The following is a 24,094-nucleotide window of genomic DNA, read 5'->3' on the forward strand; positions in this document are numbered from 1 at the left end:
GTCGCGAATGGCCGCACGGGCGGCGCGCGGGCGACCATTCGCGACGATTCGGTGTCGAAGGCTTGGCAGAGCCCGCGGTGGTTCGACTCGCCGCTGAGCCGTCGCGATCGGCCGCTGAGCCGCTGGCACGGGCGCACGGGCGCTGAGCCGTCGCGAATGGCCGCATCGGGAGTGCGTGGGCGTCCATACGAGACGGTTCGGTGTCGCAGGAGTGCCTGAGCCCTTCGCCGCAGAGCTCGACCCGTCGCCGAGCCGTCGCGAATGGCCGCACGGGCGGCGCACGGGCGACCATACGAGACGGTTGGGTGTCTCAGGACCGACTGAGCCAACGGCCGGGTTCGCCGAGCCGTCGCAAGTGTCCGAGCCGTCGCCGAGCCGTCGCGAATGGCCGCGCCGGCGTCGCCCGGGCGACCATTCGCGACGGTTCGGTGTCGCGCGGCTGACTGAGCCCGCCGCCGCAGACCTCGACCCGGCGCCGCAGACCTCGACCCGGCGCCGAGACGGACGACCCGGTGCCGACGCGGGCGGGTCAGTCGAGCACGAGGCGGTAGCCCATGCCGGCCTCGGTGAGAAGATGCGCGGGGTGTCCGGGGTCGGGCTCGAGCTTCTTGCGCAGCTGCGACAGATACAGCCTCAGGTAGCCGGTGTCGGTCACCTGCTCCGTGCCCCAGATGTCCTTCAGCAGCGCCTGCCGGGTCACGAGCGAGCCCGGGTGGCGCGCGAGGAACTCGAGGATCCGCCATTCGGTGGGCGTCAGGTGCACGCGCTCGCCGTCGCGCGTCACGGACTTGGCGGCGAGATCGACGACCACGTCCGCGAATCGGACGACGGGCGAACCGGATGCCTCAGCCGCACGCCGCGATAAGGCCCGCAGTCGCGCGAGCAGCTCGTCGATCTGGAACGGCTTGGTGACGTAGTCGTCGGCGCCGGCGTCGAGGGCCTCGACCTTGTCGGCCGAGCCCGCGCGGCCGGAGACGACGATGATCGGGATGCTGGTCCAGCCGCGCAGGGCATGGATGACCTGAACGCCGTCGAGGCGCGGCATCCCGAGGTCGAGCATCACGACGTCGGGATGCTCCTTCGCCGCGAGGGCGATCGCCGCCGCTCCGTCGGGGGCGGCGACGACCTCGTAGCCGTGCGCCGCGAGGGTGATGCGCAGCGCCCGCACGAGCTGCGGGTCGTCGTCGGCGATCAGCACCTTCACGCAGCGGCTCCGTCCTGGTCGGAGGACTCGTCGGCCGGCAGCGAGATGACCATGGTGAGCCCGCCGCCGGGGGTGTCCTCGGGCGTGAGCGTACCGCCCATGCCCTCCGCGAACCCCTTCGAGAGGGCGAGCCCGAGGCCGAGCCCGGTCGTGTTGTCGGTATCGCCGAGCCGCTGGAACGGTTCGAACATCTCCTGGCGCCGTTCCGGCGACACCCCTGCCCCTCGGTCGATGATGCGGATCTGCACCGTGCCGCCGAGCCTGCTCGTGGCGACCCGCACGTGCGCGCCGTCGGGTGAGTGCCGGAGGGCGTTCGCGAGGACGTTGACGAGTACCCGCTGCAGCAGCACGCCGTCCGCGCGCACCGGAGGGAGGTCGGGATCGAGGGCGATGTCGACGGCGTCGGGCCCGGTGCCCAGTTCGTCGATGGCGGCGAGCACGCTGTCGGCGACATCCACCGGCGCGAGCGAGACCGCGAGTACGCCGGCCTCGACGCGGCTGACATCGAGCAGATCGGTCACCAGCGCCGACAGCGCGGCCAGAGACTCGTCGGCGGTGGCGAGCAGTTCGCCGCGGTCTTCGGGCGACATGCTGCGGCCCGCAGCGCGCAGACCGCCCACGGCTGCCACCGCTGCGGCGAGGGGGCGGCGGATGTCGTGGCTCACGGCCGACAGCAGGGCGCTGCGCACCTGATCGGTCTCGGCGAGCATGTCCGCTGCGCGGGCGCTCTCCTGCAGCTCGGCCTGTTCGAGGGCCGCGTCCAGCTGCGTCACGACGATGTCGAGGAGGCGCCGTTCCGAGACGTCCAGCTCCGGTCCGTGAAGCTCGAGGGTGGCGCGCGTTCCCACCGGCGCGAGGATGTGCCGGTCGTCCCGCAGCGGCTCGCCGTCGGTCGCAATGACCTCACCCGTCGGCGCGAGCAGCCGGACCCCCGACATCCCGAACGCCTCGCGGGTCCGCGACACGAGCGCGGGCACCGCGCCCTGTCCGCGCAGGACGCTTCCGGCGACCGTCGCCAGCAGCTCCGACTCGGCGGCGGAACGGGTCGCCGACCGCGCGGCGCGCGCTGCCCGGTCGACGATGAAGCTCACGAGCACGGCGATCACGACGTACAGCGCGAGCGCCCATGCATTGCGGGGGTCGGAGATGGTGACGGTGTGGAACGGCTGGACGAAGAAGAAGTTGAGCGTCAGGCCCGACATCACCGCCGCGAACACCGCCGGCCAGATGCCGCCCACGAGGGCGACGAGGACGACGAGCAGCTGGTAGGCGAGCACATCGCTCGTGATGGTCTCTTCGCTGCGGATCGCGACGAGGAACCATGTGAGGAGGGGGCCACCGACCAGTGCGAGCGCCAACCCGAGCACGCGCCGCTTCACGCTCAGCGCGCCGCCGGTGAGCCGCGGGAGCGCGAATCGCCCGCCGGCCGCGGCATGCGACACGATGTGCACGTCGATGTCGCCGGACTCGCGGATCACGGTCGCGCCGATGCCCGGCCCGGTGAGCGCGGCTGCGAGGCGGCTGCGGCGGCTGACGCCGACCACCAGCTGCGTCGCGTTCACCGACCGTGCGAACTCGACGAGCGAGCGCGGCACGTCGTCGTCGACGACTTGGTGGTACGTGCCGCCGAGGGATTCGACGAGCGCACGCTGGGCGGCCAGCGCACCGGGCGACGAGTTGCGCAGGCCGTCCTGGGTCGACACGTGGACGGCATGCAGTTCACCGCCCGCCGCGCGAGCCGCGATCCGCGCACCCCGGCGCAGCAGGGTCTCGCCCTCGGGACCCCCCGGTCAAGGCGACGACGACTCTCTCGCGCGCCTGCCACGTGCCCTCGATGCCGTGCTCCGCGCGGTAGGTCTTCAGCGCGCTGTCGACCTCGTCGGCCAGCCACAGCAGCGCCAGTTCGCGCAGCGCCGTGAGATTGCCGAGCCGGAAGTAGTTCGAGAGCGCGGCGTCGACGCGCTCCGCGGGATAGATGACACCGGCCGACAGGCGATCGCGGAGCGTCTCCGGCGCGAGATCGACGACCTCGATCTGATCGGCGCCCCGGACCACGGCATCCGGAACCGTCTCGCGCTGGGCCACTCCGGTGATCTGCTCGACCACGCCCCCGAGCGACTCGATGTGCTGGACGTTCACGGTCGTGATGACGTCGATCCCGGCGTCGAGAAGCCCGGCGACGTCCTCCCAGCGCTTGGCGTGGGCCGAGCCGGGGGCGTTGGTGTGGGCCAGCTCGTCGACCAGCGCGATGCGCGGCGCGCGCGTGAGGACGGCGTCGAGGTCCATCTCGCTCAGCTCGACGCCGCGGTGCGAGATCACCCGGCGGGGAACGGCGGGCAGGCCTTCGAGGAGCGCACCGGTCGCGGCGCGACCGTGGGTCTCGACGATCGCGACGACAACGTCCGCCCCGTCGGCCAGAAGCCGGCGGCCCTCCTCCAGCATCTCGTAGGTCTTGCCGACGCCGGGGGCGGCGCCGAGCAGCACCCGGAGCCTGCCGCGCTTCATGTGGTCACCTTATGTCCTTGCAGCGGATTGCTTCGCGGGTCATCGACCGAGTGCGTCGAGGGCGAGGTTGAGTTCGAGCACGTTCACGCGGGGCTCCCCCAAGACACCGAGGTCGCGCTGCTGGACGTGCGACTCGACGAGCTCACGAAGAGCCGTCTCGTCGAGTCCGCGCTCGGCCGCGACCCGCGCAACCTGGAGCAGCGCGTATGCCGGGCTGATGTGCGGGTCGAGGCCCGAAGCCGAGGCGGTGAGGGCGTCGGCGGGGATCACGGCCGGGTCGACGCCTTCGAACTCGGCGATGACAGCCCTGCGCTTTTCGATCGCCGCGATGAGGTCGGCGTTCTCGGGTCCGAGGTTCGACCCGCTCGAGGCGCCCCCGTCGTAGCCGGCATCGTCTCCCGCGGTGGCGGCGGAGGAGCGCGATTGGAAGTACTGCGGCAGGGCGTCGCCCTCGGCGGGGACCGTGAATGCCTGCCCGATGAGGGCCGAACCGACGGCCGTGCCGGACGAGTCCCGCACGAGGGACCCGTTCGCCTGCCAGGGCATCGTCAGCTGACCGATCCCGGTGATGACGAGGGTGTAGGCGACGCCGAGGGCGAGGGTGAAGACGAGCATCGCGCGGACGGCGACGCCGGTGGTGCGCGCGAGGGTGCGGGTGGTGGACATGTCGATGTCTCCTTGGTTCCGTCAGAAGCCCGGGATGACGCTCACGACGAGGTCGATGAGCTTGATGCCGATGAAGGGCGCGACCACGCCGCCGAGCCCGTACACGAGCAGGTTGCGGCCGAGGATCTGCGAGGCGCTCGCTGCGCGGTACTTCACGCCCCGCAGGGCCAGCGGGATGAGGAAGACGATCGCGATCGCGTTGAAGATGATCGCGCTCAGCACAGCGGATGCCGGAGAGCTGAGCTGCATGACGTTCAGCGCCGCGAGCCCGGGGAACACCCCCATGAACATCGCCGGGATGATCGCGAAGTACTTGGCGATGTCGTTCGCGAGCGAGAACGTGGTGAGGGCGCCGCGTGTGATCAGCAGCTGCTTGCCGATGCGGACGATGTCGATCAGCTTCGTCGGGTCGCTGTCGAGGTCGACCATGTTGCCGGCCTCCTTCGCCGCCGCCGTGCCGGTGTTCATCGCGACGCCGACGTCGGCCTGGGCCAGCGCCGGGGCGTCGTTCGTGCCGTCGCCGGTCATGGCGACGAGGCTGCCGCCCTCCTGCTCGCGCCGGATGAGCGCCAGCTTGTCTTCGGGCGTGGCCTCGGCGAGGTAGTCGTCGACGCCCGCCTCCCGGGAGATCGCCGCCGCGGTGAGCGGGTTGTCTCCCGTGATCATCACGGTGCGGATGCCCATCGCCCGCAGCTCTTCGAACCGCTCACGCAGTCCGTCCTTGACGATGTCCTTGAGATGGATGACGCCGAGGATCCTTCCGGTGACCGCGCTCCCTGCGCCTCCGGCGCCGGAGCTCGTCGAAAGGCCGAGCGTGGCGACGACCAGCGGTGTTCCGCCCGACATCGCGATGGCGTCGGTCTCGGCCGCGAGGGCGGCTCGCGTCTCGGGCGGGACCGCGGACCCGGATGCCTCGAGCCACGCCAGCACGGCCGATCCGGCGCCCTTGCGCACCTGGGTCCCATCCGGCAGGTCCATGCCGCTCATGCGGGTCTGCGCCGTGAACGGCACGGACTCCGCCCCGACGGGCAGGTCCGCGACCAGACCCTGAGCAGCCGCGAGCTCGACGACCGAAACGCCTTCCGGCGTCGGATCGGCCAGGGACGAGAGCGAGGCCGCACGGGCGAGCTCGGGCGCCTCGACGCCCGGCATCGCCACGAACGCGGACGCGCGCCGGTTCCCGTAGGTGATCGTCCCGGTCTTGTCGAGCAGCAGCGTGGTCACATCTCCCGCGGCTTCGACCGCGCGGCCCGACATCGCGAGCACGTTGCGCTGCACGAGCCGGTCCATGCCCGCGATGCCGATCGCCGAGAGCAGCGCGCCGATGGTGGTCGGGATCAGGCAGATCAGGAGCGCGACGAGCACTGGGATGCTCACCGGGGCGGCGGCGTACGACGCGATCGGGTTCAGCGTCAGCACGACGATGACGAACACGATCGACAGGCTGGCGAGCAGGATGCTGAGCGCGATCTCGTTCGGCGTCTTCTGGCGGCTCGCTCCCTCGACGAGGGCGATCATGCGGTCGACGAACGTCTCGCCCGGCTTGGACGTGATGCGCACCACGATCCGATCCGAGAGCACGCGGGTGCCGCCGGTGACGGCCGACCGGTCGCCGCCCGACTCACGGACGACCGGTGCCGACTCTCCGGTGATGGCGGACTCGTCGACGGTCGCGATGCCCTCGACGATGTCGCCGTCGCCGGGGATCAGCTCGCCGGCCGACACGATGACGACGTCCCCGAGGGTGAGTTCGGCCGACGCGACCTCGATGGTCTCCGCACGAGTGGCCGAGGCATCCTGTCCCGCGTCGTAGCGGACGACTCGCCGCGCCTTCGTGCTGATGCGGGTCTTGCGCAGCGTGGCGGCCTGCGCCTTGCCGCGTCCCTCGGCCACCGACTCTGCGACGTTCGCGAACAGCACCGTGAGCCACAGCCAGATCGCGATGCCCCAGGTGAAGCCGGCCGGCACCGGTGTGCCGCCGGACTCACCGGCGCCCCCGAGGAACGGCTCGGCGATCGCGATCACCGTGGTCAGAGCCGCGCCGACCCACACCAGGAACATGACCGGATTGCGCCAGAGAGCAACCGGGTCGAGCTTGCGCAGGGCGCCGGGAAGGGCCTGGACCAGCTGTGCCCAGCCGAACGCGCCGGTCGTCGCGCGGCGAGGATGCCCGGGATCCGGCTCCGCGGCCGGAGGGAGGGAGGAACGGGTGGACGTGGAGAGCGACATGAGTCAGACGAGCCCTTCCGCCAGGGGACCCAGCGTGAGAACGGGAAAGTAGGTGAGCGCGGTGATGACCACCGCGACAACGGCGAGCAGGCCGACGAACTGCGGACGGTGAGTGGGCAGTGTTCCGCTCGTGGAGGGGACGGACTGCTGCGCGGCCAGAGAGCCCGCGAGGGCGAGCACGAGCACGATGGGGATGAACCGTCCGAGCAGCATGGCCACGCCCAGCGCTGTGTTGAGCCACGGGGTGTTCGCCGTGAGGCCGGCGAAGGCCGAGCCGTTGTTGTTCGCGGCCGAGGTGAACGCGTAGAGGACCTCGCCGAGGCCGTGGACGCCGGGATTCCAGATCGACGTCGCCTCGACGTCGGCGCGGATGGCGGGGATGCCGAAGCTCAGGGCCGTCCCGGCGAGCACGAGCAGCGGGGTCACCAGGATGTACAGGCTCGCGAGCTTGATCTGCGTCGGCCCGATCTTCTTGCCGACGTACTCCGGGGTGCGTCCGACGAGGAGGCCACCGACGAAGACCGCGATCACGGCGAGCACCAGCATGCCGTACAGGCCGGCGCCGACGCCGCCGGGGGCGATCTCGCCGAGCATCATGTTGACCATCGGGATCATGCCGCCGAGCGCCGTGTACGAGTCGTGCATCGAGTTGACGGCGCCGGTGCTCGTGAGCGTCGTGGCGCCCGCGAACAGCGTCGAGCCGAAGATGCCGAAGCGCACCTCCTTGCCCTCCATCGCGCCGCCCGCGAGCTGCGGGGCGGTGCCGAGTCCGAGCGACTCGAGCCACGTCACCGCGGTGATCGAGACGATCGCGATCGACGCCATCACCGCGAGGATCGCGTAGCCCTGGCGGTCGTCGCCCACCATCCGGCCGAACGCGCGCGGCATGGCGACCGGGATCGCGAGCAGCAGCAGGATCTCGAGCACGCTCGCCCACGGGGCGGGGTTCTCGAACGGGTGCGCCGAGTTGACGTTGAAGAAGCCGCCGCCGTTCGTGCCGAGTTCTTTGATGGCCTCCTGTGACGCGACCGGACCGCCGGGCAGGACCTGCGTGCCGCCGCTGATCGTGCCGACCTCGGTGAAGCCGTTGAAGTTCTGCACGACGCCGGCGGCGATGAGCGCGATGGCGGCGACGATCGAGAGCGGGAGCAGCAGGCGCACGATGCCGCGCGTGAGGTCGACCCAGAAGTTTCCGATCGTGGCCGAGCCGCGGCGCGCGAAGCCCCGGACGAGTGCGATGGCCACCGCGATGCCGACCGCCGCCGAGACGAAGTTCTGGACGGCGAGCCCGGCGAACTGCACCGTATAGCCCAGGGTGAGCTCGGGTGAGTACGACTGCCAGTTGGTGTTCGTGACGAACGACACGGCGGTGTTGAAGGCGAGCCCCTCAGGCACGGCCGGCAGGCCGAGCGAGTACGGGAGCACGGCCTGGAAGCGCTGCAGTGCGTACACGAACACCACTCCGACGGCCGAGAAGATCAGCACGCCCCGGGCGTAGGCCCGCCACGTCTGCTCGGAGCGGGCGTCGACGCCGACGAGCCGGTACATGCCGCGTTCGACGCGCCAGTCCGTGCCGGACGTGTAGATGCGGGCGATCCAGTCGCCGAGCGGCCGGTAGAGCAGTGCGAGGATCAGCAGAACGGTGGCGATCTGCAGGATGCCGAAGCCGATGGTCGCGGCATCCATCAGAACTTCTCGGGATTCACGAGCGCGACCACGAGGTAGACGATCGCCGCGAGGCCGAGAAGGCCGGCGATGAGGGAGAAGAGAATCACAGCTTCTCCACCCCCTTCGCGATCAGCCCGACGAGTGCGAAGAGCGCGAGCGTCGCGGCGAGGTAGATGACATCCAGCACAGGAACTCCACGGGTGCTCGAAGTGGTTCCCGCCACCGCTGTGGCCGGGAGCGCCCGGCGCAGCGGGCACGTCTCCGATGCAACTCCGCCGCGCGCGTGATCCCGGCGGTCCTCACGGTATCCATGCGTCGGAACGCCATGCCCCTCACGAAGTCGGAACGCACGGCCGACTCCGGGCCGAGGGAAGCGAGCCCTTTCGCAGGGTGAGTGAGCTCAGGCGCGAGCCAGCGCGTCCTCGAACGCGACCCAGGCGAGCATGGCGCACTTGACGCGCGCCGTGAACTTCGACACCCCTGACAGCGCTGCGGCGTCGCCGAAGACCTCTTCGTCGAGCGGGATCTCGCCGCGTGAGCGCAGCGCCTCGCGGAATCCTTCGATGAGAGCGGATGCCTCGGCCCGCGGCATCCCGTCCTCCTCCGCCACGAGGGCTGCGAGCATCGACGCCGACGCCTGCGAGATCGAGCAGCCCGCACCGTCCCACGTGACGTCGCGCACGGCGCCGTCGTCCTCGACGCGGACGCGGAGGGTGATCTCGTCGCCGCAGATGGGGTTGCGCTGGTACGAGGTGGCGCTACGGATGCCGTCCGTGGCGCCCTCGTCCTTCGCGAGCGTCTTGCCCTGCGGGCGCTTCGAGTGGTCGAGGATGAGCTCCTGATACAGCGACTCGAGCCCGCTCATGAGCCGGCTCCGAAGAAGGCACGCACGCCCGAGAGGGCGTCGAGGAACGTGTCGACGTCGTCGGGCGTGTTGTACAGCGCGGTCGACGCGCGCACCGATGCCGTCAGACCGAAGCGCCGATGCAGCGGCTGCGCGCAGTGGTGACCGACCCGCACCGCCACCCCGCGGGCATCGAGGATCTGTCCGACGTCGTGTGCGTGTACGCCCTCGACGTCGAACGACCACAGCCCGACCCGCTCGACGCCCGACCCGCCGGTCGCTGAGCCGCCGCCGGTCGCTGAGCCGCCGCCGGTCGCTGAGCCGCCGCCGGTCGCTGACCCGCCGCCGGTCGCTGAGCCGCCGTCGGTCGCTGACCCGCCGCCGGTCGCTGAGCCTGTCGAAGCGTCCCCCAGCAAGCGGATGCCGGGGATCGACCGCAGGCCTTCTCCCATCCGGGCCTCGAGCGCCTTCTCGTGCGCGTGCACGGCTTCCATTCCGACGCCCTGAAGGTAGCGGACGGCGGCCGCGAGCCCGATCGCCTGCGACACCGGCTGCGTGCCGGCCTCGAACCGCTGCGGCGGCGGAAGGTACTGGGCTCGGTCGAGGGTGACGGTGGTGATCATCGACCCGCCGGTGAGGAAGGGCGGCAGCCCTTCGAGCACCTCGGAGCGTCCGTAGAGGCCGCCGACGGCGTACGGTCCGAGCATCTTGTGGCCGGAGAACACGGCGAGATCGACGCCGAGCGCGGGCAGGTCCAGCGGCAGGTGCGGAGCGGACTGGCAGGCGTCGAGCACGGTGAGCGCGCCGACGGCATGGGCGAGCGCGACGAGCTCGGCGACCGGGTTGACGATGCCCAGCACGTTCGAGACGTGCGGGAACGCGACGATGCGTGTGCGCTCGCCGATGAGGGCGGCCGCCGCATCCGTGTCGAGGGTTCCGTCGTCGTGGACCGGGATGTGGCGCAGCACCGCGCCGGTGCGCGCGGCCAGCTCCTGCCAGGGGATGAGGTTGGCGTGGTGCTCGCTCTCGGTCACGACGATCTCGTCGCCATGCTGCAGCGCGAAGGGGGTGCTCGCGGGTGCGCCACGACCGATCGACGCGTTGCCGATCGCGTACGCGATCAGGTTGAGCCCGGCAGTGGCGCCGCTGGTCCATACGAGCTGCTCGGGCCGGGCGCCGACGAACCCGGCGACCGTGGCCCGGGCGTCTTCGAACAGCTCGGTCGCCTCGGCGGCGAGCGTGTGGGCTCCGCGGTGCACGGCCGAGTTCGAGCGCGTGAGGAACGCCACCTCGGCGTCGATGACCGCCTGCGGCTTCTGGCTGGTGGCGCCCGAGTCGAGGTAGACGAGAGGGTGTCCGTTCACCCGCTGGTCGAGCAGCGGAAAGTCGCCGCGGATCGCGGCGAGATCGAGGACGGGCGCAGGGGAGCTCACCCCTTAAGGCTACGCGGGATGCCTGTGCGCTGGGTCTGTGCCGACTCAAGCCTGTGCCGGCTCACCCGTGACCTGTCAGCCCGAGGGGTGGTTTCGACAGGATCGCTACGCGTCTCTGGGAGGATTCTTGCCGTGGACGAGCAGATCTTCCTCGGCGCGCTCGCCGTGACCCTCGGTGCGGTCGCCGGGGTGCTGCTCTTCGTGCCGTTCGTCGCACTCAGCTACCGGCGGCGCGGCGGCTTCGGGTTCGGCCGCTTCCTGCTGTGGGCGGCGGCCCTGGTCTACGTCATGGCGGTGTGGACATATACGCTGCTGCCTCTTCCCGACCCCGATGCCATCCGGTGCGCAGGCGTGAACCTCGATCTGTTCGCGTTCGCCGACGACGTTCGCGGAGCGATCGGGCGCCGCGGCCGCAGCGCGCTCACCGATCCCGCGGTGCTGCAGCTGCTGCTGAACGTGCTGCTGTTCGTGCCGCTCGGGTTCTTCGCACGCGTGCTCGGTGGTCGCGGCATCCTGACCGCGTTTCTTCTTGGGATCGGTGTGTCGGCCTTCGTCGAGACGACGCAGCTCACCGGAGTGTGGGGACTCTATCCGTGCGCGTATCGGGTGTTCGACGTCGACGACCTCCTGACCAACACCCTCGGCGCCGTGCTCGGTTCGGTGCTCGCGCTGCTGGTGCCACGGCGTCACTGGGGAACCCCGCGGTACGCCGACGCCGAGGAGCCCCGGCCGGTCACGCGTTCGCGCCGGTACCTGGCGATGGTGTGCGACGTGCTGGCCGCCTGGCTCACCGGGGTGGCGGTGTCGACCCTGTTCCAAGTGACGCTGTATCTGCTCGGCGCACAGGCGGCGATGCGGGATGCCTCGGCGGCGGGCCTCGTCGGAAGCTCGGGGACGATCCTCATCTGGCTCATCGTCGTGCTGTCGACGGGCCGCACGATCGGCGACCTGGCGGTGCAGCTGCGCTACACCGGAGGGCCGCTGCCGGCGGCGCTCGCGCGACCGCTGCGATTCGCGGGCGGCATCGGCGGCTACCTCGTGCTGCTGGCGCTGCCCGGCGCGTGGGGTCTGGTCGCCGGCGCCTTCGCGGTGGTCTCGCTGGTGCTGGTGCTCACGACGCCGGACCGGCGCGGCCTGCCCGGCATCGTGTCAGGGCAGCGTCTCGTCGACGCACGCGAAGAGCGCTGAGCGCCGGCATGGAGCCGGATCAGCGAGCGGGCGCCGCCAGGAACTCCCGCGCCGCCACCACGAGCGCGTCGACACCGCGACCCAGCGTGGGCTGCAGGACGGGTGCGAAGAACGGCGAGTGATTCGTCGGGATATCGCGCTCGATCGTGCCGGCCGCCTGCGCGGCGGCGTACGCCTCGGGATCGGCGCCGCCCCAGAACCAGAAGACCAGCGGCGCTCCCGACTCGCGCGCGAACCACGAGACGTCCTCGCTTCCGGTGAACATGCCGGGATCGATGACCGTCCCGTCGCCGAAAGCCGCATCGAAGGCGAGGACGAGGCGTGCGGTGGCGTGGACATCGTTGATCGTGGGCGGCAGGGAGTGATCGACGGCGATCACCGGCGGCTGCTCGGCGCCGGACGCCTGGGCCTCGGCGCGCACGATGCGCTCCACCTTCTCGAGCACGCGGGCGCGGGCCTCGTCGTCGGGGTAGCGCAGGCTGAGCTCGAGCTTCGCCTCGGCCGGGATGATGTTGTTCTTGAGGCCTGCGTGGATCGACCCCACGGTGACGACGGCGACGTCTCGCGGGTCGGTCTCACGCGAGACGACGGTCTGCAGACGCATGACGGTCGCCGCGGCCATGACCACCGGGTCGATGGTGGCCTGCGGGCGCGAGCCGTGGCCGCCGCGGCCGAGGAGGGTGACGGTGAGGCCGTCGGATGCCGCCATCTGGGTGCCGCTGCGGACGCCGATGGTGCCGGCGGGAAGGGGCGTGACGTGCTGACCCAGCACGATGTCGGGCTTCGGGAACCGGTCGAGCGCGCCGTCGGCGATCATCGCCTGCGATCCGGCGCCGTACTCCTCGGCCGGCTGGAACACGGCGACGACGGTGCCCGACCACTCGTCCTTGGTGGCCACCAGGCGCTCCACCGCGCCGAGCAGCGCCGCGACGTGCATATCGTGGCCGCACGCGTGCATCACCGGGACCTCGGTACCCGCCGGGTCGACGCCGCGCGCCGTGCTGGCGTACTCCAGGCCGGTCTGCTCCGGGACGGGCAGTGCATCCATGTCGGCGCGCAGCCACACGACCGGGCCTTCCCCATTGCGGATGCCGCCGACGACGCCGGTGCGCCCGATGCCCTCTTCGAACTCGACACCGAGCTCCTCCAGGTGCCGGGTGATGACGCCGGCCGTCCGCGTCTCCTGGAACGACAGTTCCGGATGCCGGTGCAGGTCGATGTAGAGGGCTTCGAGGTCGATCGTCATGCCGTCGAGCCTATTCCGTGGCCGGTCGACGCGCGCGTCAGGAGGGCAGGCGGGCGGTGGTGCCCCGCACGATGAGCTCGTAGGGCAGCTCCCCCCGCTGATGGACCGGTGATCCGGCATCCCCTCGCTCGAGTTCGGCGAGAATCGCGTCGGCGGCCCGCTCCCCCTGACCGAGCGGAAACTGGTCGACCGTCGTCAGCCGGAAGAACTCGCCCAGCTCGTGGCCGTCGATGCCGACCACCGACAGGTCTTCGGGCACGCGGTAGCCGAGCTCACGAGAGGCCAGCAGCGCCCCGATCGCCATCTCGTCGGATGCCGCGAAGATCGCCGTCGGGCGTCCCCCCGGTTTGCCGAGCAGCTGCTTGGCCGCACGGAACCCGCCCTCGATGGTGAAGTCGGCGGGCTCGTACAGCGAGGGCTTCACCGGGATGCCCGCATCGGCGAGCGCCTGCTCGAACCCCTGGCGCCGTTGCGTCGGGATGTGGAAGTCGACGTCGAACTCGGGGCTGGCGCCGATGTGTGCGATCTCGCGATGCCCGAGGGCCAGCAGATGCCCGGTGGCCAGGCGCGCCACCGCGACGTCGTCGACGGTCAGCGTCGTGAGCCCCGGGTTGGGCCCGCCGATCGCGATGACGGGCAGGTCGAGCTCGCCGAGCTGACTGGTCTCTTCCTCGCCGAGCTCGATCGAGATCGCGATGACCCCGTCGACGCGCTGGCGCCGGAGGAAGGTGTCGAACACGTCCCTGCGCTCGCCGCGGTCGGCGCTGAGGCTGTACAGGGTGATGTCGTAGCCGCGCCGCATGAGGGCCGAGGCGATGCCGCTCAGAACGGTGGAGAAGAACCAGCGGTCGAGGAACGGCACCAGCACGCCGATGTTGCGGGTCCGCCCCGACGCCAGGCTGGACGCCGACGCCGAGACCACATAGCCCAGGCTCTTCGCGGCGGTGTCGACCTTGGCCTTCGCGGCGGCGGAGACGTGGCCGCGACCGCTCAGCGCCCGCGAGACGGTCGCGGTCGAGACGCCCGCCGCGCGTGCGACCTCGTCGATGCTGACCACGTCGTCACCTTCCTCGTTCCCGCTGCTCAGTCCTGCGCGAGCCAGACGGTGGTGTCGGCGGGGATCCGACCGTCGGCGACGGGACCGCTGGCCGCGATCACGGTACCGCTCGGAAGCGCGATCGCCGCCGAGCCGGTGTTCGCGATGACGGTCACATTCCCGTTGCGGAATGCCACGGCATCCGGTCCGAAGCCGTCGATCCACTCGAGCGTGCCGGCCCCCAGGCTGCGGGCCCGGCGCTCGGCGAGCAGGGTGCGGTACAGCTCGAGCGTCGATCCCTCGACGCCGACCTGCTCGGTGCGGGCCAGCTTCGCCCACTCGGCGGGCTGCGGCAGCCACGAGGCGCCCGACGGGCTGAAGCCGTATGCCGGATCGTCGGCGGTCCACGGGATCGGCACGCGGCAGCCGTCGCGGCCGTACCGCTCGCCGTTCGTGCGGAACCACGTCGGGTCCTGGCGGGCGTCGCCGGGGATGTCGATGACCTCGGGCAGTCCGAGCTCCTCGCCCTGGTACAGGTACGCCGATCCGGGCAGGGCGAGCATCAGGGCCGTGGCCGCGCGGGCGCGACGCAGACCGAGCTCGGGGATCGGCTTGCCGGGGGAGTCGGGACCGATGCCGTGACCCTGCGGGTTCTCGGCGGTGAGCGCGAGACGCGAGGCGTGGCGGACGACGTCGTGGTTCGACAGCACCCACGTGCTCGGCGCGCCGACGCCGGGGAACGCGCGCAGCGACTCGTCGATCACGGTGCGGAGGTCCGCCGCATCCCACTCGGTCTGCAGGTAGGGGAAGTTGAACGCCTGGTGCATCTCGTCGGAGCGCACCCACAACGCGGTCTTGTCGGCGGTGGGCAGCCATGCCTCGGCCGCGAGCGCGCGATCGCCGGCGTACTCCTCGAGGATCGTGCGCCAGTCGCGGTACACGTCGTGCACGCCCTCCTGGCCCCAGTACGGCACGTTGGCCTCTTCCCCGCCCATCGAGGCGGCGTCTGCCGGCGGGATGTAGTCGGGAAGACCCTCCGCTTTGATCAGGCCGTGCGCCACGTCCACCCGGAAGCCGTCGACGCCGCGGTCGAGCCAGAAACGCAGGATGCGGCGGAACTCCTCCCGCACCTCTTCGTTCGACCAGTCGAAGTCGGGCTGCGACGAGTCGAACAGGTGCAGGTACCACTGCCCCGGCGTGCCGCCGGCCTCGATGACGCGCGTCCACGCGGGGCCGCCGAAGACAGACTCCCAGTTGTTCGGGGGCAGCACGCCGTTCTCGCCGGCGCCGTCGCGGAACATGTAGCGCGCGCGCTCACGGCTTCCCGGTGCGGCCGCCAGCGCCTGCTGGAACCACTCGTGCTGGTCGGACGAGTGGTTCGGCACCAGATCGACGATGACGCGGATGCCGCGGCCATGGGCTGCGGCCAGCATGGCGTCGAAGTCGGCCAGCGTGCCGAACAGCGGGTCGACATCGCAGTAGTCGCTGACGTCGTACCCGGCGTCCTTCTGCGGCGATCGCTGGAACGGGCTCAGCCAGATCGCATCGATGCCCAGGTGCGCGAGATCGTCCAGGCGCGCGGTGATGCCGGGCAGGTCGCCGATGCCGTCACCGGAGGCATCCGCGAAGGACCGGGGGTAGATCTGGTAGATCACGGCGGTGCGCCACCATTCGGCAGGGCTTTCCTCCGTGGCGCGGTCAGGAACGGTGGCGAGGAACGCGTCCGTACGCTCGACGGTCTCTGCGGAAGTCATCCCGCCATTCTAATGCAAGCGCTTACAGTCGGTCGCCCGCGGCGTCACACCGCGTCGGACGTAGGGTGAGTGCGTGCCGTCCGAAGCCCTCACACGCGCCGAATCCCTCATCCGGACCATCCCCGACTATCCCGAGCCCGGCGTGATGTTCCGCGACATCACGCCACTGCTGGCGGATGCCTCGGCCCTGCGCACGGTGATCCATGCGCTGATCGCCCCGTTCGACGGCGACTTCGATGTTGTGGCCGGAGTGGAGGCGCGCGGGTTCCTGCTCGCCGGCGCGGCCGCGATGGAGGCCGGCGCCGGCCTGGTGCCCATCCGCAAGGCCGGCAAGCTGCCCCGGCCCGCGGCATCCGTCGACTACGCCCTCGAGTACGGCACCGCGACGATCGAGGCGCACGACGACATCAAGAGCGGCATGCGCGTGCTGCTGGTCGATGACGTGCTCGCCACCGGGGGCACGCTCGTGGCCGCCCGCGAGCTCGTGAGCATCCTCGGCGGCACGGTCGTCGGCACCGCGGTGCTCATGGAGCTCTCGGCCCTGGACGGCCGCGCCGTCGTGGGCGACGTGCACGCCGTCTTCACAGCCTGAGCCCCCGGGGACCCGGTACTTCGGCCGGCGGCTCAGCCGCCGAGCACGACGTTGATCGGCGGCTCGCCGGCCGCCAGCCGCTCGATCTGCGACCGCACGAGCTTGGCGATGCGGGGCCGCATGGCACTCGACGCGCCGCCGACGTGCGGCGCGATCAGCACACCGGGAAGTCCCCAGAGGGCGTGCCCCTCGGGGAGCGGCTCGGGATTGGTGACGTCCAGCGCCGCCCGGATCCGGCCGCGGCGCACGTGCTCCACCAGCGCGTCGGTGTCGACGAGGGTGCCGCGGCCGACGTTCACGATGAGCGCGCCGTCCGGCAGCGCGGAGAGGAAGCCGTCGTCGACGATGTGCCGCGTGCTGTCGCCTCCGGGCAGGCTCAGGACCACGATGTCGGTGGCGGGAAGAAGCGAGGGCAGCTCGTCGACGCCGTGCACCGTCATCCCGTCCTCATCGCGGGCGCGGGAGGCCACCGCCGTGATCTCGACCTCGAAGCCGGCGAGCCGTGCGGCGATGGCCTTGCCCACGCCGCCGTATCCGAGCAGCATGACCCGCCGGTCGGCGAGGCTGTCGGCGAACACCGGTGCCCAGCGGCCGGCCGCGGTGTCGACGGCGAAGTCGTCGATGTGGCGCTGGGCGGCGATCGTCAGGCCGACCGCGAGCTCGGCGGTCGAGGTCTCGTGCACCGACGAGGCGTTGGCGAACGCGAGACCCTCGGGAAGGATGTCGGCGATGCCGTCGTAGCCGATCGACTGACCCTGGACCAACCGGACAGCCACACCGTCGAGGCGGTCGAGCACCTTCGCCATCGACATGTACGGCGGCACCACCATGTCGAACGCGTCACGCGGCGCGGGACCGTCCATCGGCCAGACGACGACCTCCACACCCTGCGGGAGTTCGCCCAGGTCGGCTGCCAGCTGGTCGGTGGGGACGGAAACGACGAGATTCGGGATGCCGGTGCTCACACTTCCCACGCTACCGGCGCCCGCAGGGCTAGAGTTCGGTCATCCGGAGCAAGGAGGTCGTCATGGTTCCCGAGATCAACTATTGGGCGGTTCTGCTGGCCACGGCATCGAGCATGGTGGTCGGCTCCATCTGGTACACCCCGAAGGTGTTCGGCACCCGCTGGGCGAAGCTCGCGAAGGTCGACATGGATCGGCCCGGCGCGAGCGCGGTGGTGCCGATCGTCGTCACCCTCATCGTCAGCTTCATCACGGCCTGGGTGCTCGCCGGCGCCGGCTCGATCGCGTGGCACTTCTACGGCGGCAGCTACCTGTGGGCCGCGCTGGCGACCGCGGTGATCCTGTGGGCCGGGTTCACTGCGGCCCGATTCATCACGCACGACGCGTTCGAGGGACGGCCGACGGCCCTGACCGTCATGAACATCGCTCACGAACTGGTGACGCTGGTGATCATGGGGCTCATCATCGGCGTGTGGCCGCCCGCCGGGACCGTCTGAGCGGCCGCGCGGCTAGGCCGTCCAGTCCCCGAGGCTTTGGTCCCTGAGCCTGTCGAAGGGCGCTTCGACAGGCTCAGCGACCGGTGGTCGGCGCAGGTGCTCGGGGCGCTTCGACAGGCTCAGCGACCGGTGCTCGGCGCAGGTGCTCGGGGCGCTTCGGCGGGCTCAGCGACCGGTGCTCGCAGGAGTGAGCGTCTACCGGACAGTCAGGCGGCGGCGCCTACCACCGCGGCGATGGCCGAGGTGAAGAACGGGAGGCCGTCCACGCCCGAGCGCATCGCAGCCGAGGTGTTCGGGCCGAAGCCGGGCTCGACGGCGTGCTCGGGGTGGGGCATGAGTCCGACCACGTTCCCGCGCTCGTTCGTGATCCCGGCGATGTCGCGCAGCGATCCGTTCGGGTTCACGCCGACGTACCGGAAGGTGACGAGGCCTTCTCCCTCGAGCCGGTCGAGCTCGGACTCCGAGGCGATGTAGCCGCCGTCGGCGTTCTTCAGCGGGATCACGATCTCCTGCGCGGCGGCGAAGTCGCTGGTCCATGCGGTGTCGTTGTTCTCGACGCGCAGGCGCTGGTCGCGGCGGATGAACTGCTGGTGCGCGTTGCGGATCAGCCCGCCCGGCAGCAGGTGCGCCTCGACGAGCATCTGGAATCCGTTGCAGATGCCGAGGATCGGCATGCCCTTGGCGGCCGCGTCCGTGACCTCGCGCATGATCGGGGCGAGCGCGGCGATCGCGCCGGCGCGCAGGTAGTCGCCGTAGCTGAAGCCGCCGGGAAGCACGAGCGCGTCGACGCCGTCGAGGTCGTGCGAGCCGTGCCACAGCGCGACCGGCTCGCCGCCGGCGACCCGGATGGCTCGCTGCGCGTCCCGGTCGTCGAGCGAGCCCGGGAAGGTGATGACGCCGATGCGCGCGGTCATTCGACCACCTCGACGCCGACGACGTCTTCGATCACCGCGTTCGACAGGATCTCGTCGGCGACCTTGCGGGCCGCAGCCAGCACCTCGTCGTTCACCTCGCCGTCGACGGTGAGCTCGAAGCGCTTGCCGATGCGGACGGACGAGAACGCCTCGACGCCGAGGCGCGAGAGAGCGCCGGTGACGGCCTTCCCCTGCGGGTCCAGCAGCTCGGCCTTGGGCATGACGTCGACGACGATGGTGGGCATCAGACAGCTCCGGATGTCGCGGGCAGGGGTCCTCTCCAGTCTACGGGCCGCAGCATCCCCTTCTCCCCGTGGCTCCGAACCTGCTCATCGAGGGCCGTGATGCAACCGTGATGGATTCATGGGAGCGCTCCCTTGACTTTCTTGGGAGCGATCCCATAGCCTGTGGTCACATCCGGTGGGACCGCTCCCACGGGCACCAGGTCCGGCAATCGAGCTCGACCGATCCTGCAACACATACGACCCTGACAACACAAAGGAGTGACAGTGAACACACGCGCCTTCCGCAGAAGCGCCGTGGCCGTCGCAGCCTTCTCGGCCACGGCCCTCGTCCTCGCCGGCTGTGCCGGCGGCGGTGGAGAGAACGCCGGCGGCGGAGAAGACGGTGAGATCACGCTGACGATCGCCACCTTCAACAACTTCGGCTACACCGACGAGTTCCTTCAGCAGTACGAGGATGAGAACCCGGGCGTCACCATCGTCCACAACAAGGCGGCCGAGTCCGGCGACGCCCGGAAGAACTTCTTCCAGAAGCTCGGCAAAGAGGGCCTCGCCGACATCGAGGCAGTCGAGGTCGACTGGCTGGCCGAGGCCATGCAGTACTCCGACATGCTCGCCCCGGTGCCGGACGACCTGAAGGGCCGCTGGATCGACTGGAAGGAAGCCGCGGCGACCGACCCCGACGGCAACCTGATCGGCTACGGCACCGACATCGGCCCGCAGGCCATCTGCTACCGCTCCGACCTCTTCGAGGCGGCCGGCCTGCCGAGCGAGCCGGCCGACGTCGAGGCGCTCTTCGACGGCGACTGGGACAACTACTTCAGCGTCGCCGACCAGTACAAGGCGGCCACCGGCAAGGCGATGATCGACTCGGCCAACTCGGTCCTGCAGGGCATCGTCAACCAGATGGAGTACACCTACGACGAGCCCGACGGCAAGGTGATCGCGACGAGCAACCCCGAGATCGAGGCGGCCTACACCTCCGTCGTCGAGCGCGCCGTTCCGAACTCGGCCTACTCCGCGCAGTGGGGCGACGACTGGATCGCAGCGTTCCAGGGCGACGAGTTCGCCACCGTCCTGTGCCCCGGCTGGATGCAGGGGATCATCGCGGGCTACGCCCCCGAGGTCACCGGCTGGAAGATCGCCAACACCTTCCCGGGCGGCGGCGGCAACTGGGGCGGCTCGTACCTGACGGTTCCCGCCAACGGCAAGAACGTCGAAGAGGCCCAGAAGCTCGCCGACTGGCTGTCGGCGCCCGAGCAGCAGGTCGAGGCGTTCGTGAACGTGGGCGCCTTCCCGAGCCAGACCGAGGCGTACACCAACGCCGATCTGACCGACTACACCAACGCGTACTTCAACGACGCGCCGACCGGTGAGATCGGCGCGGACCGCGCCGAGGCCGTGACGGTCCTGCCCTACAAGAGCAAGGACTACTACAAGTACCACGACGCTCTTCAGAACGCGGTGAACCGGGTCTTCGACGGCACCGAGGACCAGGCGACCTCGTGGAACACGTACGTCGCAGAGGTCGAGGCCTTCTGACGACCTGACAGTGCGGGCCGCGCCACGCGGCGCGGCCCGCACTTCCGTCCGACGGACCTTCCCCCTACGCCCTGAGACCGACGATACGGAGACTCACGTGACCGCGACCGAAACGCGCGCGAGGACGACGACGTCCCCCGCCCCGCGCAATCTCCGACAGGAGCAGCCGAAGGGCGGCCTGTCGTTCCGCAACAAGCTGACCCGGTGGGACTTCAAGTACTCGCCCTACGTCTACATCGCTCCGTTCTTCATCCTCTTCGCGATCGTGGGGCTCTTCCCGATCGTCTTCACGGCCGCCATCTCGTTCCAGGAGTGGGACCTGGTGCGCAACGCGGGCACCTTCGTCGGGTTCGAGCAGTACATCTGGATCCTGAACGACCCCAAGTTCTGGACCGCCCTGCGGAACACGTTCAGCATCTTCCTGCTCTCGACGATCCCCCAGCTGGTCCTCGCCGTCTTCATCGCCGCGATGCTCGACCGGAACATCCGCGCCAAGACGTTCTGGCGCATGAGCGTCCTGCTGCCGTACGTGATGGCGCCGGTCGCCGTCGCGCTCATCTTCAGCAACATGTTCGGCGACAACCACGGCCTCGTGAACGGCATCCTCGCCGACCTCGGCCTGAACCCGATCCCGTGGCACAAGGATCCGTTCTGGAGCCACGTCGCGATCGCGACGATGGTCAACTTCCGCTGGACCGGGTACAACGCCCTCATCCTCCTCGCGGCGATGCAGGCCGTCCCGCGCGAGTACTACGAAGCGGCGACCGTCGACGGGGCGGGTCCGTTCCGCCAGTTCCTGAGCATCACGCTGCCGTCGCTGCGGCCGACCCTCATCTTCGTCGTCATCACCGCCACGATCGGCGGCCTTCAGATCTTCGACGAGCCGCGGATGTTCGACAACACCGGCGAAGGCGGAGCCGCCCAGCAGTGGCTCACGATCACGCTGTACCTCTACAACATCGGCTGGGGCCAGTTCAACTTCGGGCGCGCGGCTGCCCTCGCGTGGATCCTCTTCATCATCATTTTGGCCATCGGCCTGCTCAATCTGCTCATCACCCGGCGACTGGTGCGCGACGACGGCGGTCGCGGCGTCGTCAGACCGCGCCGCCGACGGAAGGGAGTCCAGTCATGAGTGCTGTCAGCACCCCGCCTCTTGCGATCATCGAAGAGAATCTGCCCAACGACCGCCGGCGCCGTCGTGCGGAGAAGACCACCAAGATCCGCGGCATCCGCGCCAGCGTGTGGGTCTACATCGGGTTGGGCGTCGTGGCGGCGTCCGCGATCTTTCCCTATTACTGGTCGTTCCTGATCGGCTCGGGCACCTCCGCGACGATCAACGATCCGAACATGTCGTGGTTCCCGGGCGGCAACTTCATCGCCAACGCGCTCTCAGTGATGAACGACCCGGCGGTCAACTTCTGGCTCGCGCTGTGGAACTCCATCTTCAGCTCGACCGTGATCGCGGCATCCGTCGTCGTCTTCTCGACGCTCGCCGGGTGGGCCTTCGCGAAGCTGCGGTTCCGCGGCGGCAAGTGGCTGCTCGCCTTCGTCGTCGCGACCATGGCGGTGCCGATGCAGCTCGGCGTCGTGCCCCTGTACATCCTGTTCGCCGACCTCGGCTGGACCGGAACGATCGGCGCCGTCATCGTGCCGGCGCTCACCAGTGCCTTCGGGGTGTTCTGGATGACCCAGTACCTCAGCCAGACCGTGCCCGACGAGCTCATCGAGGCGGCGCGCGTGGACGGCGCGTCGATGCTCCGCACCTTCTGGACGGTCGGCGTCGTCGCTGCGCGACCCGCGGCGGCCATGCTGTTCCTGTTCACGTTCGTCGGCGCCTGGAACCAGTTCTTCTGGCCCTTCATCGTCCTGGATCGCCAGAGCCCCACGCTCCCCGTCGCGCTCTCGCTCCTGCAGGCGAACTACTTCGTCGACTACTCCATCGTCCTCGCCGGCGTGCTCCTCGCGACGATCCCGCTCCTTCTGCTCTTCGCCTTCGCCGGCAAGCAGCTCGTCAGCGGCATCATGGCCGGCGCCGTGAAGGGCTGACTCCCCATGACCATCGCATCCCGAGAGGACTCCGCCGTCATGACGACCGCCTCGCGCTCGTTCCCCTCGAACTTCCTGTTCGGCGCGGCCACCGCCGCCTTCCAGATCGAAGGCGCGGCCCACGAGGACGGCCGCCGCGACTCGATCTGGGACGCGTTCTGCCGCGAGCCCGGTGCCGTGATCAACGCCGACAACGGCGACGTCGCGTGCGACCACTACCACCGCTATCGCGATGACGTCGCGCTCATGAAGGACATGGGGCTGCAGACCTACCGCTTCTCGACGTCGTGGTCGCGCGTGCGCCCCGACGGCGGCGCGGTGAACGCGCAGGGCGTGGACTTCTACAAGCGCCTCGTCGACGAACTGCTCGATGCCGGCATCCTGCCGTGGCTCACGCTCTACCACTGGGACCTGCCGCAGGCGCTGCAGGAGCGAGGCGGCTGGACGAACCGCGACACCGCCGAGAAGTTCACCGAGTACGCCCTCGACATGCACCAGGCGCTGGGCGACCGGGTGAACGTGTGGACCACGCTCAACGAGCCGTGGTGCTCGTCGTTCCTCAGCTACACCGCGGGGCTGCACGCCCCCGGTCACTACAGCGTCGAAGAGGGCGTCCTCGCGTCGCACCACCTGCTGCTCGCCCACGGGCAGACGGTGCGCGAGCTGCGCGCCCGCGACGAGTCGCTGACGCTCGGGATCACGCTGAACCTCACGGTGGCCGATCCGGTCGACGCGAGCGACCCGGCCGACGCCGACGCCGCGCGCCGCATCGACGGCCAGTTCAATCGGTGGTTCCTCGACCCGATCTTCCGCGGCGCGTACCCGTCCGACATCGTCGAGGACTTCCGGAAGGTGGATGCCGGGGCCGTCGCCGCGTGGGAGTCCGCGGTGCGTCCGGGTGATCTCGAGGCGATCTCGACGCCGCTCGACTCGCTCGGCGTGAACTACTACCACGGCGAGCTCGTGGGCGGCCGGGCGCCGCTGCACCCGCCGAAGGCCGGCGACGCCCCGACGGACCGGCCCGGCGCGTCGGCGTTCCCGTCGCACGAGGGCATCTTCTGGCATGAGCGCGGCCTGCCGCGCACGCCGATGAACTGGGAGGTGCAGCCCGAGGGGCTCACCCGCCTGCTGACCCGCGTGTGGAACGAGTACGCGCAGCCGGCCGGCACGGTGCTCTATGTGACCGAGAACGGCGCCGCCTTCGACGATGAGCTCGTCGAGGAGGCCGGCGAGCCGCGCGTGCATGACGTCGATCGCGTCGACTTCGTGCGGGAGCACCTCGGGGCGATCCTCGACGCGGCCGAGGCCGGCGTCGACGTGCGCGGCTACTTCTACTGGTCGCTGCTCGACAACTTCGAGTGGGCGTGGGGTTACGAGAAGCGCTTCGGCATCGTACGGGTCGACTACGACACGCAGCGCCGCACCGTGAAGGACAGCGGCCGCGAGTACAGCCGCATCATCGGCGCCCGCGCGCTGGAGCCCCTCGCCGAGAGCGTGAGCGTCGCGGTTCCGGTTTCCTAGAGTCG

At 70.3% G+C, this 24,094-nt stretch carries 20 protein-coding genes and 1 pseudogene; 7 read left to right on the forward strand and 14 right to left on the reverse strand.

Annotated features, from left to right (window positions below):
• Positions 1-529: 529 nt before the first annotated feature.
• From WYM_RS14020 to WYM_RS14060, 8 genes and pseudogenes are all read right to left on the reverse strand, one after another.
• Positions 530-1,204 carry a response regulator gene (locus WYM_RS14020; protein WP_019181479.1) on the reverse strand — a complete coding sequence of 225 codons (675 nt, stop codon included), beginning with the start codon at positions 1,202-1,204 and terminating at the stop codon, positions 530-532.
• Positions 1,201-3,709 (reverse strand): annotated as a pseudogene (locus tag WYM_RS20325) (DUF4118 domain-containing protein). Before WYM_RS20325 ends, WYM_RS14020 begins: the two are co-directional and overlap by 4 nt.
• 39 nt (positions 3,710-3,748) lie before the next feature.
• Entirely contained in the window at positions 3,749-4,375 is a 627-nt protein-coding gene (kdpC, locus tag WYM_RS14030; protein WP_019181480.1) for a potassium-transporting ATPase subunit KdpC, read from the reverse strand.
• Between the two features lie 21 nt (positions 4,376-4,396).
• Positions 4,397-6,604: a potassium-transporting ATPase subunit KdpB gene (gene kdpB / locus WYM_RS14035; RefSeq protein WP_019181481.1), complete on the reverse strand. Its 2,208-nt coding sequence runs from the start codon at positions 6,602-6,604 to the stop codon at positions 4,397-4,399.
• A 3-nt stretch (positions 6,605-6,607) separates the two neighbouring features.
• Positions 6,608-8,290: a potassium-transporting ATPase subunit KdpA gene (kdpA, locus tag WYM_RS14040; protein ID WP_019181482.1), complete on the reverse strand. Its 1,683-nt coding sequence runs from the start codon at positions 8,288-8,290 to the stop codon at positions 6,608-6,610.
• The gene (locus WYM_RS20330; RefSeq protein ID WP_019181483.1) at positions 8,290-8,379 is read right to left on the reverse strand and encodes a potassium-transporting ATPase subunit F; all 90 of its coding nucleotides are present in this window, start codon (positions 8,377-8,379) and stop codon (positions 8,290-8,292) included. Before WYM_RS20330 ends, kdpA begins: the two co-directional genes overlap by 1 nt.
• Positions 8,380-8,672: 293 nt before the next feature.
• On the reverse strand, positions 8,673-9,137 hold the full coding sequence (gene sufU, locus WYM_RS14055) for a Fe-S cluster assembly sulfur transfer protein SufU (RefSeq protein ID WP_019181484.1): 465 nt from the start codon (positions 9,135-9,137) through the stop codon (positions 8,673-8,675).
• Positions 9,134-10,549 (reverse strand): aminotransferase class V-fold PLP-dependent enzyme, encoded by a 1,416-nt coding sequence (locus WYM_RS14060; RefSeq protein WP_019181485.1) that lies wholly within the window; start codon positions 10,547-10,549, stop codon positions 9,134-9,136. Before WYM_RS14060 ends, sufU begins: the two co-directional genes overlap by 4 nt.
• Before the next feature lie 132 nt (positions 10,550-10,681).
• Between WYM_RS14060 and WYM_RS14065 the strand changes: the two genes are divergently transcribed.
• Entirely contained in the window at positions 10,682-11,737 is a 1,056-nt protein-coding gene (locus tag WYM_RS14065; RefSeq protein WP_019181486.1) for a VanZ family protein, read from the forward strand.
• Between the two features lie 19 nt (positions 11,738-11,756).
• Here the strand turns inward: WYM_RS14065 and WYM_RS14070 are convergent, their stop codons facing one another.
• From WYM_RS14070 to WYM_RS14080, 3 genes are read right to left on the reverse strand one after another with little or no spacing between them, the layout of a single operon-like run.
• Positions 11,757-12,983 carry an amidohydrolase gene (locus tag WYM_RS14070; protein ID WP_019181487.1) on the reverse strand — a complete coding sequence of 409 codons (1,227 nt, stop codon included), beginning with the start codon at positions 12,981-12,983 and terminating at the stop codon, positions 11,757-11,759.
• Between the two features lie 37 nt (positions 12,984-13,020).
• On the reverse strand, positions 13,021-14,040 hold the full coding sequence (locus WYM_RS14075; protein WP_019181488.1) for a LacI family DNA-binding transcriptional regulator: 1,020 nt from the start codon (positions 14,038-14,040) through the stop codon (positions 13,021-13,023).
• Positions 14,041-14,066: 26 nt separating this feature from the next.
• On the reverse strand, positions 14,067-15,773 hold the full coding sequence (locus tag WYM_RS14080; RefSeq protein WP_019181489.1) for a glycoside hydrolase family 13 protein: 1,707 nt from the start codon (positions 15,771-15,773) through the stop codon (positions 14,067-14,069).
• A gap of 73 nt (positions 15,774-15,846) precedes the next feature.
• Here WYM_RS14080 and WYM_RS14085 point away from each other — a divergent pair, with 73 nt between their 5' ends.
• Complete coding sequence (locus WYM_RS14085; RefSeq protein WP_019181490.1) at positions 15,847-16,365, forward strand: adenine phosphoribosyltransferase; 519 nt, start codon at positions 15,847-15,849, stop codon at positions 16,363-16,365.
• Between the two features lie 32 nt (positions 16,366-16,397).
• Here WYM_RS14085 and WYM_RS14090 read toward each other — a convergent pair whose 3' ends face one another.
• Positions 16,398-17,330: a 2-hydroxyacid dehydrogenase gene (locus WYM_RS14090; protein ID WP_019181491.1), complete on the reverse strand. Its 933-nt coding sequence runs from the start codon at positions 17,328-17,330 to the stop codon at positions 16,398-16,400.
• 62 nt (positions 17,331-17,392) lie between these two features.
• Here WYM_RS14090 and WYM_RS14095 point away from each other — a divergent pair, with 62 nt between their 5' ends.
• The gene (locus tag WYM_RS14095) at positions 17,393-17,824 is read left to right on the forward strand and encodes a DUF1761 domain-containing protein (protein ID WP_019181492.1); all 432 of its coding nucleotides are present in this window, start codon (positions 17,393-17,395) and stop codon (positions 17,822-17,824) included.
• Positions 17,825-18,030: 206 nt separating this feature from the next.
• Here the strand turns inward: WYM_RS14095 and purQ are convergent, their stop codons facing one another.
• Positions 18,031-18,738, reverse strand: coding sequence for a phosphoribosylformylglycinamidine synthase subunit PurQ (gene purQ / locus WYM_RS14100; RefSeq protein WP_019181493.1), 708 nt, complete (start codon positions 18,736-18,738; stop codon positions 18,031-18,033).
• Positions 18,735-18,983: a phosphoribosylformylglycinamidine synthase subunit PurS gene (purS, locus tag WYM_RS14105; RefSeq protein ID WP_019181494.1), complete on the reverse strand. Its 249-nt coding sequence runs from the start codon at positions 18,981-18,983 to the stop codon at positions 18,735-18,737. The genes purQ and purS overlap by 4 nt, the downstream gene beginning before the upstream one ends.
• 264 nt (positions 18,984-19,247) lie before the next feature.
• On the opposite strand from purS, the gene WYM_RS14110 reads away from it, so the two are divergent.
• From WYM_RS14110 to WYM_RS14125, 4 genes are all read left to right on the forward strand, one after another.
• Positions 19,248-20,522, forward strand: coding sequence for an ABC transporter substrate-binding protein (locus WYM_RS14110; protein WP_019181495.1), 1,275 nt, complete (start codon positions 19,248-19,250; stop codon positions 20,520-20,522).
• Positions 20,523-20,619: 97 nt separating this feature from the next.
• Positions 20,620-21,654: an ABC transporter permease subunit gene (locus WYM_RS14115; RefSeq protein WP_019181496.1), complete on the forward strand. Its 1,035-nt coding sequence runs from the start codon at positions 20,620-20,622 to the stop codon at positions 21,652-21,654.
• Positions 21,651-22,568, forward strand: a complete 918-nt coding sequence (locus WYM_RS14120) for a carbohydrate ABC transporter permease (RefSeq protein WP_019181497.1) — start codon at positions 21,651-21,653, stop codon at positions 22,566-22,568. The genes WYM_RS14115 and WYM_RS14120 overlap by 4 nt, the downstream gene beginning before the upstream one ends.
• 6 nt (positions 22,569-22,574) lie before the next feature.
• Positions 22,575-24,089, forward strand: coding sequence for a glycoside hydrolase family 1 protein (locus tag WYM_RS14125; protein ID WP_019181498.1), 1,515 nt, complete (start codon positions 22,575-22,577; stop codon positions 24,087-24,089).
• Positions 24,090-24,094: the final 5 nt, after the last annotated feature.

The sequence above is a fragment of the Microbacterium yannicii PS01 genome, assembly GCF_000304335.1.
Taxonomy (GTDB): Bacteria; Actinomycetota; Actinomycetes; order Actinomycetales; family Microbacteriaceae; genus Microbacterium; species Microbacterium yannicii_A.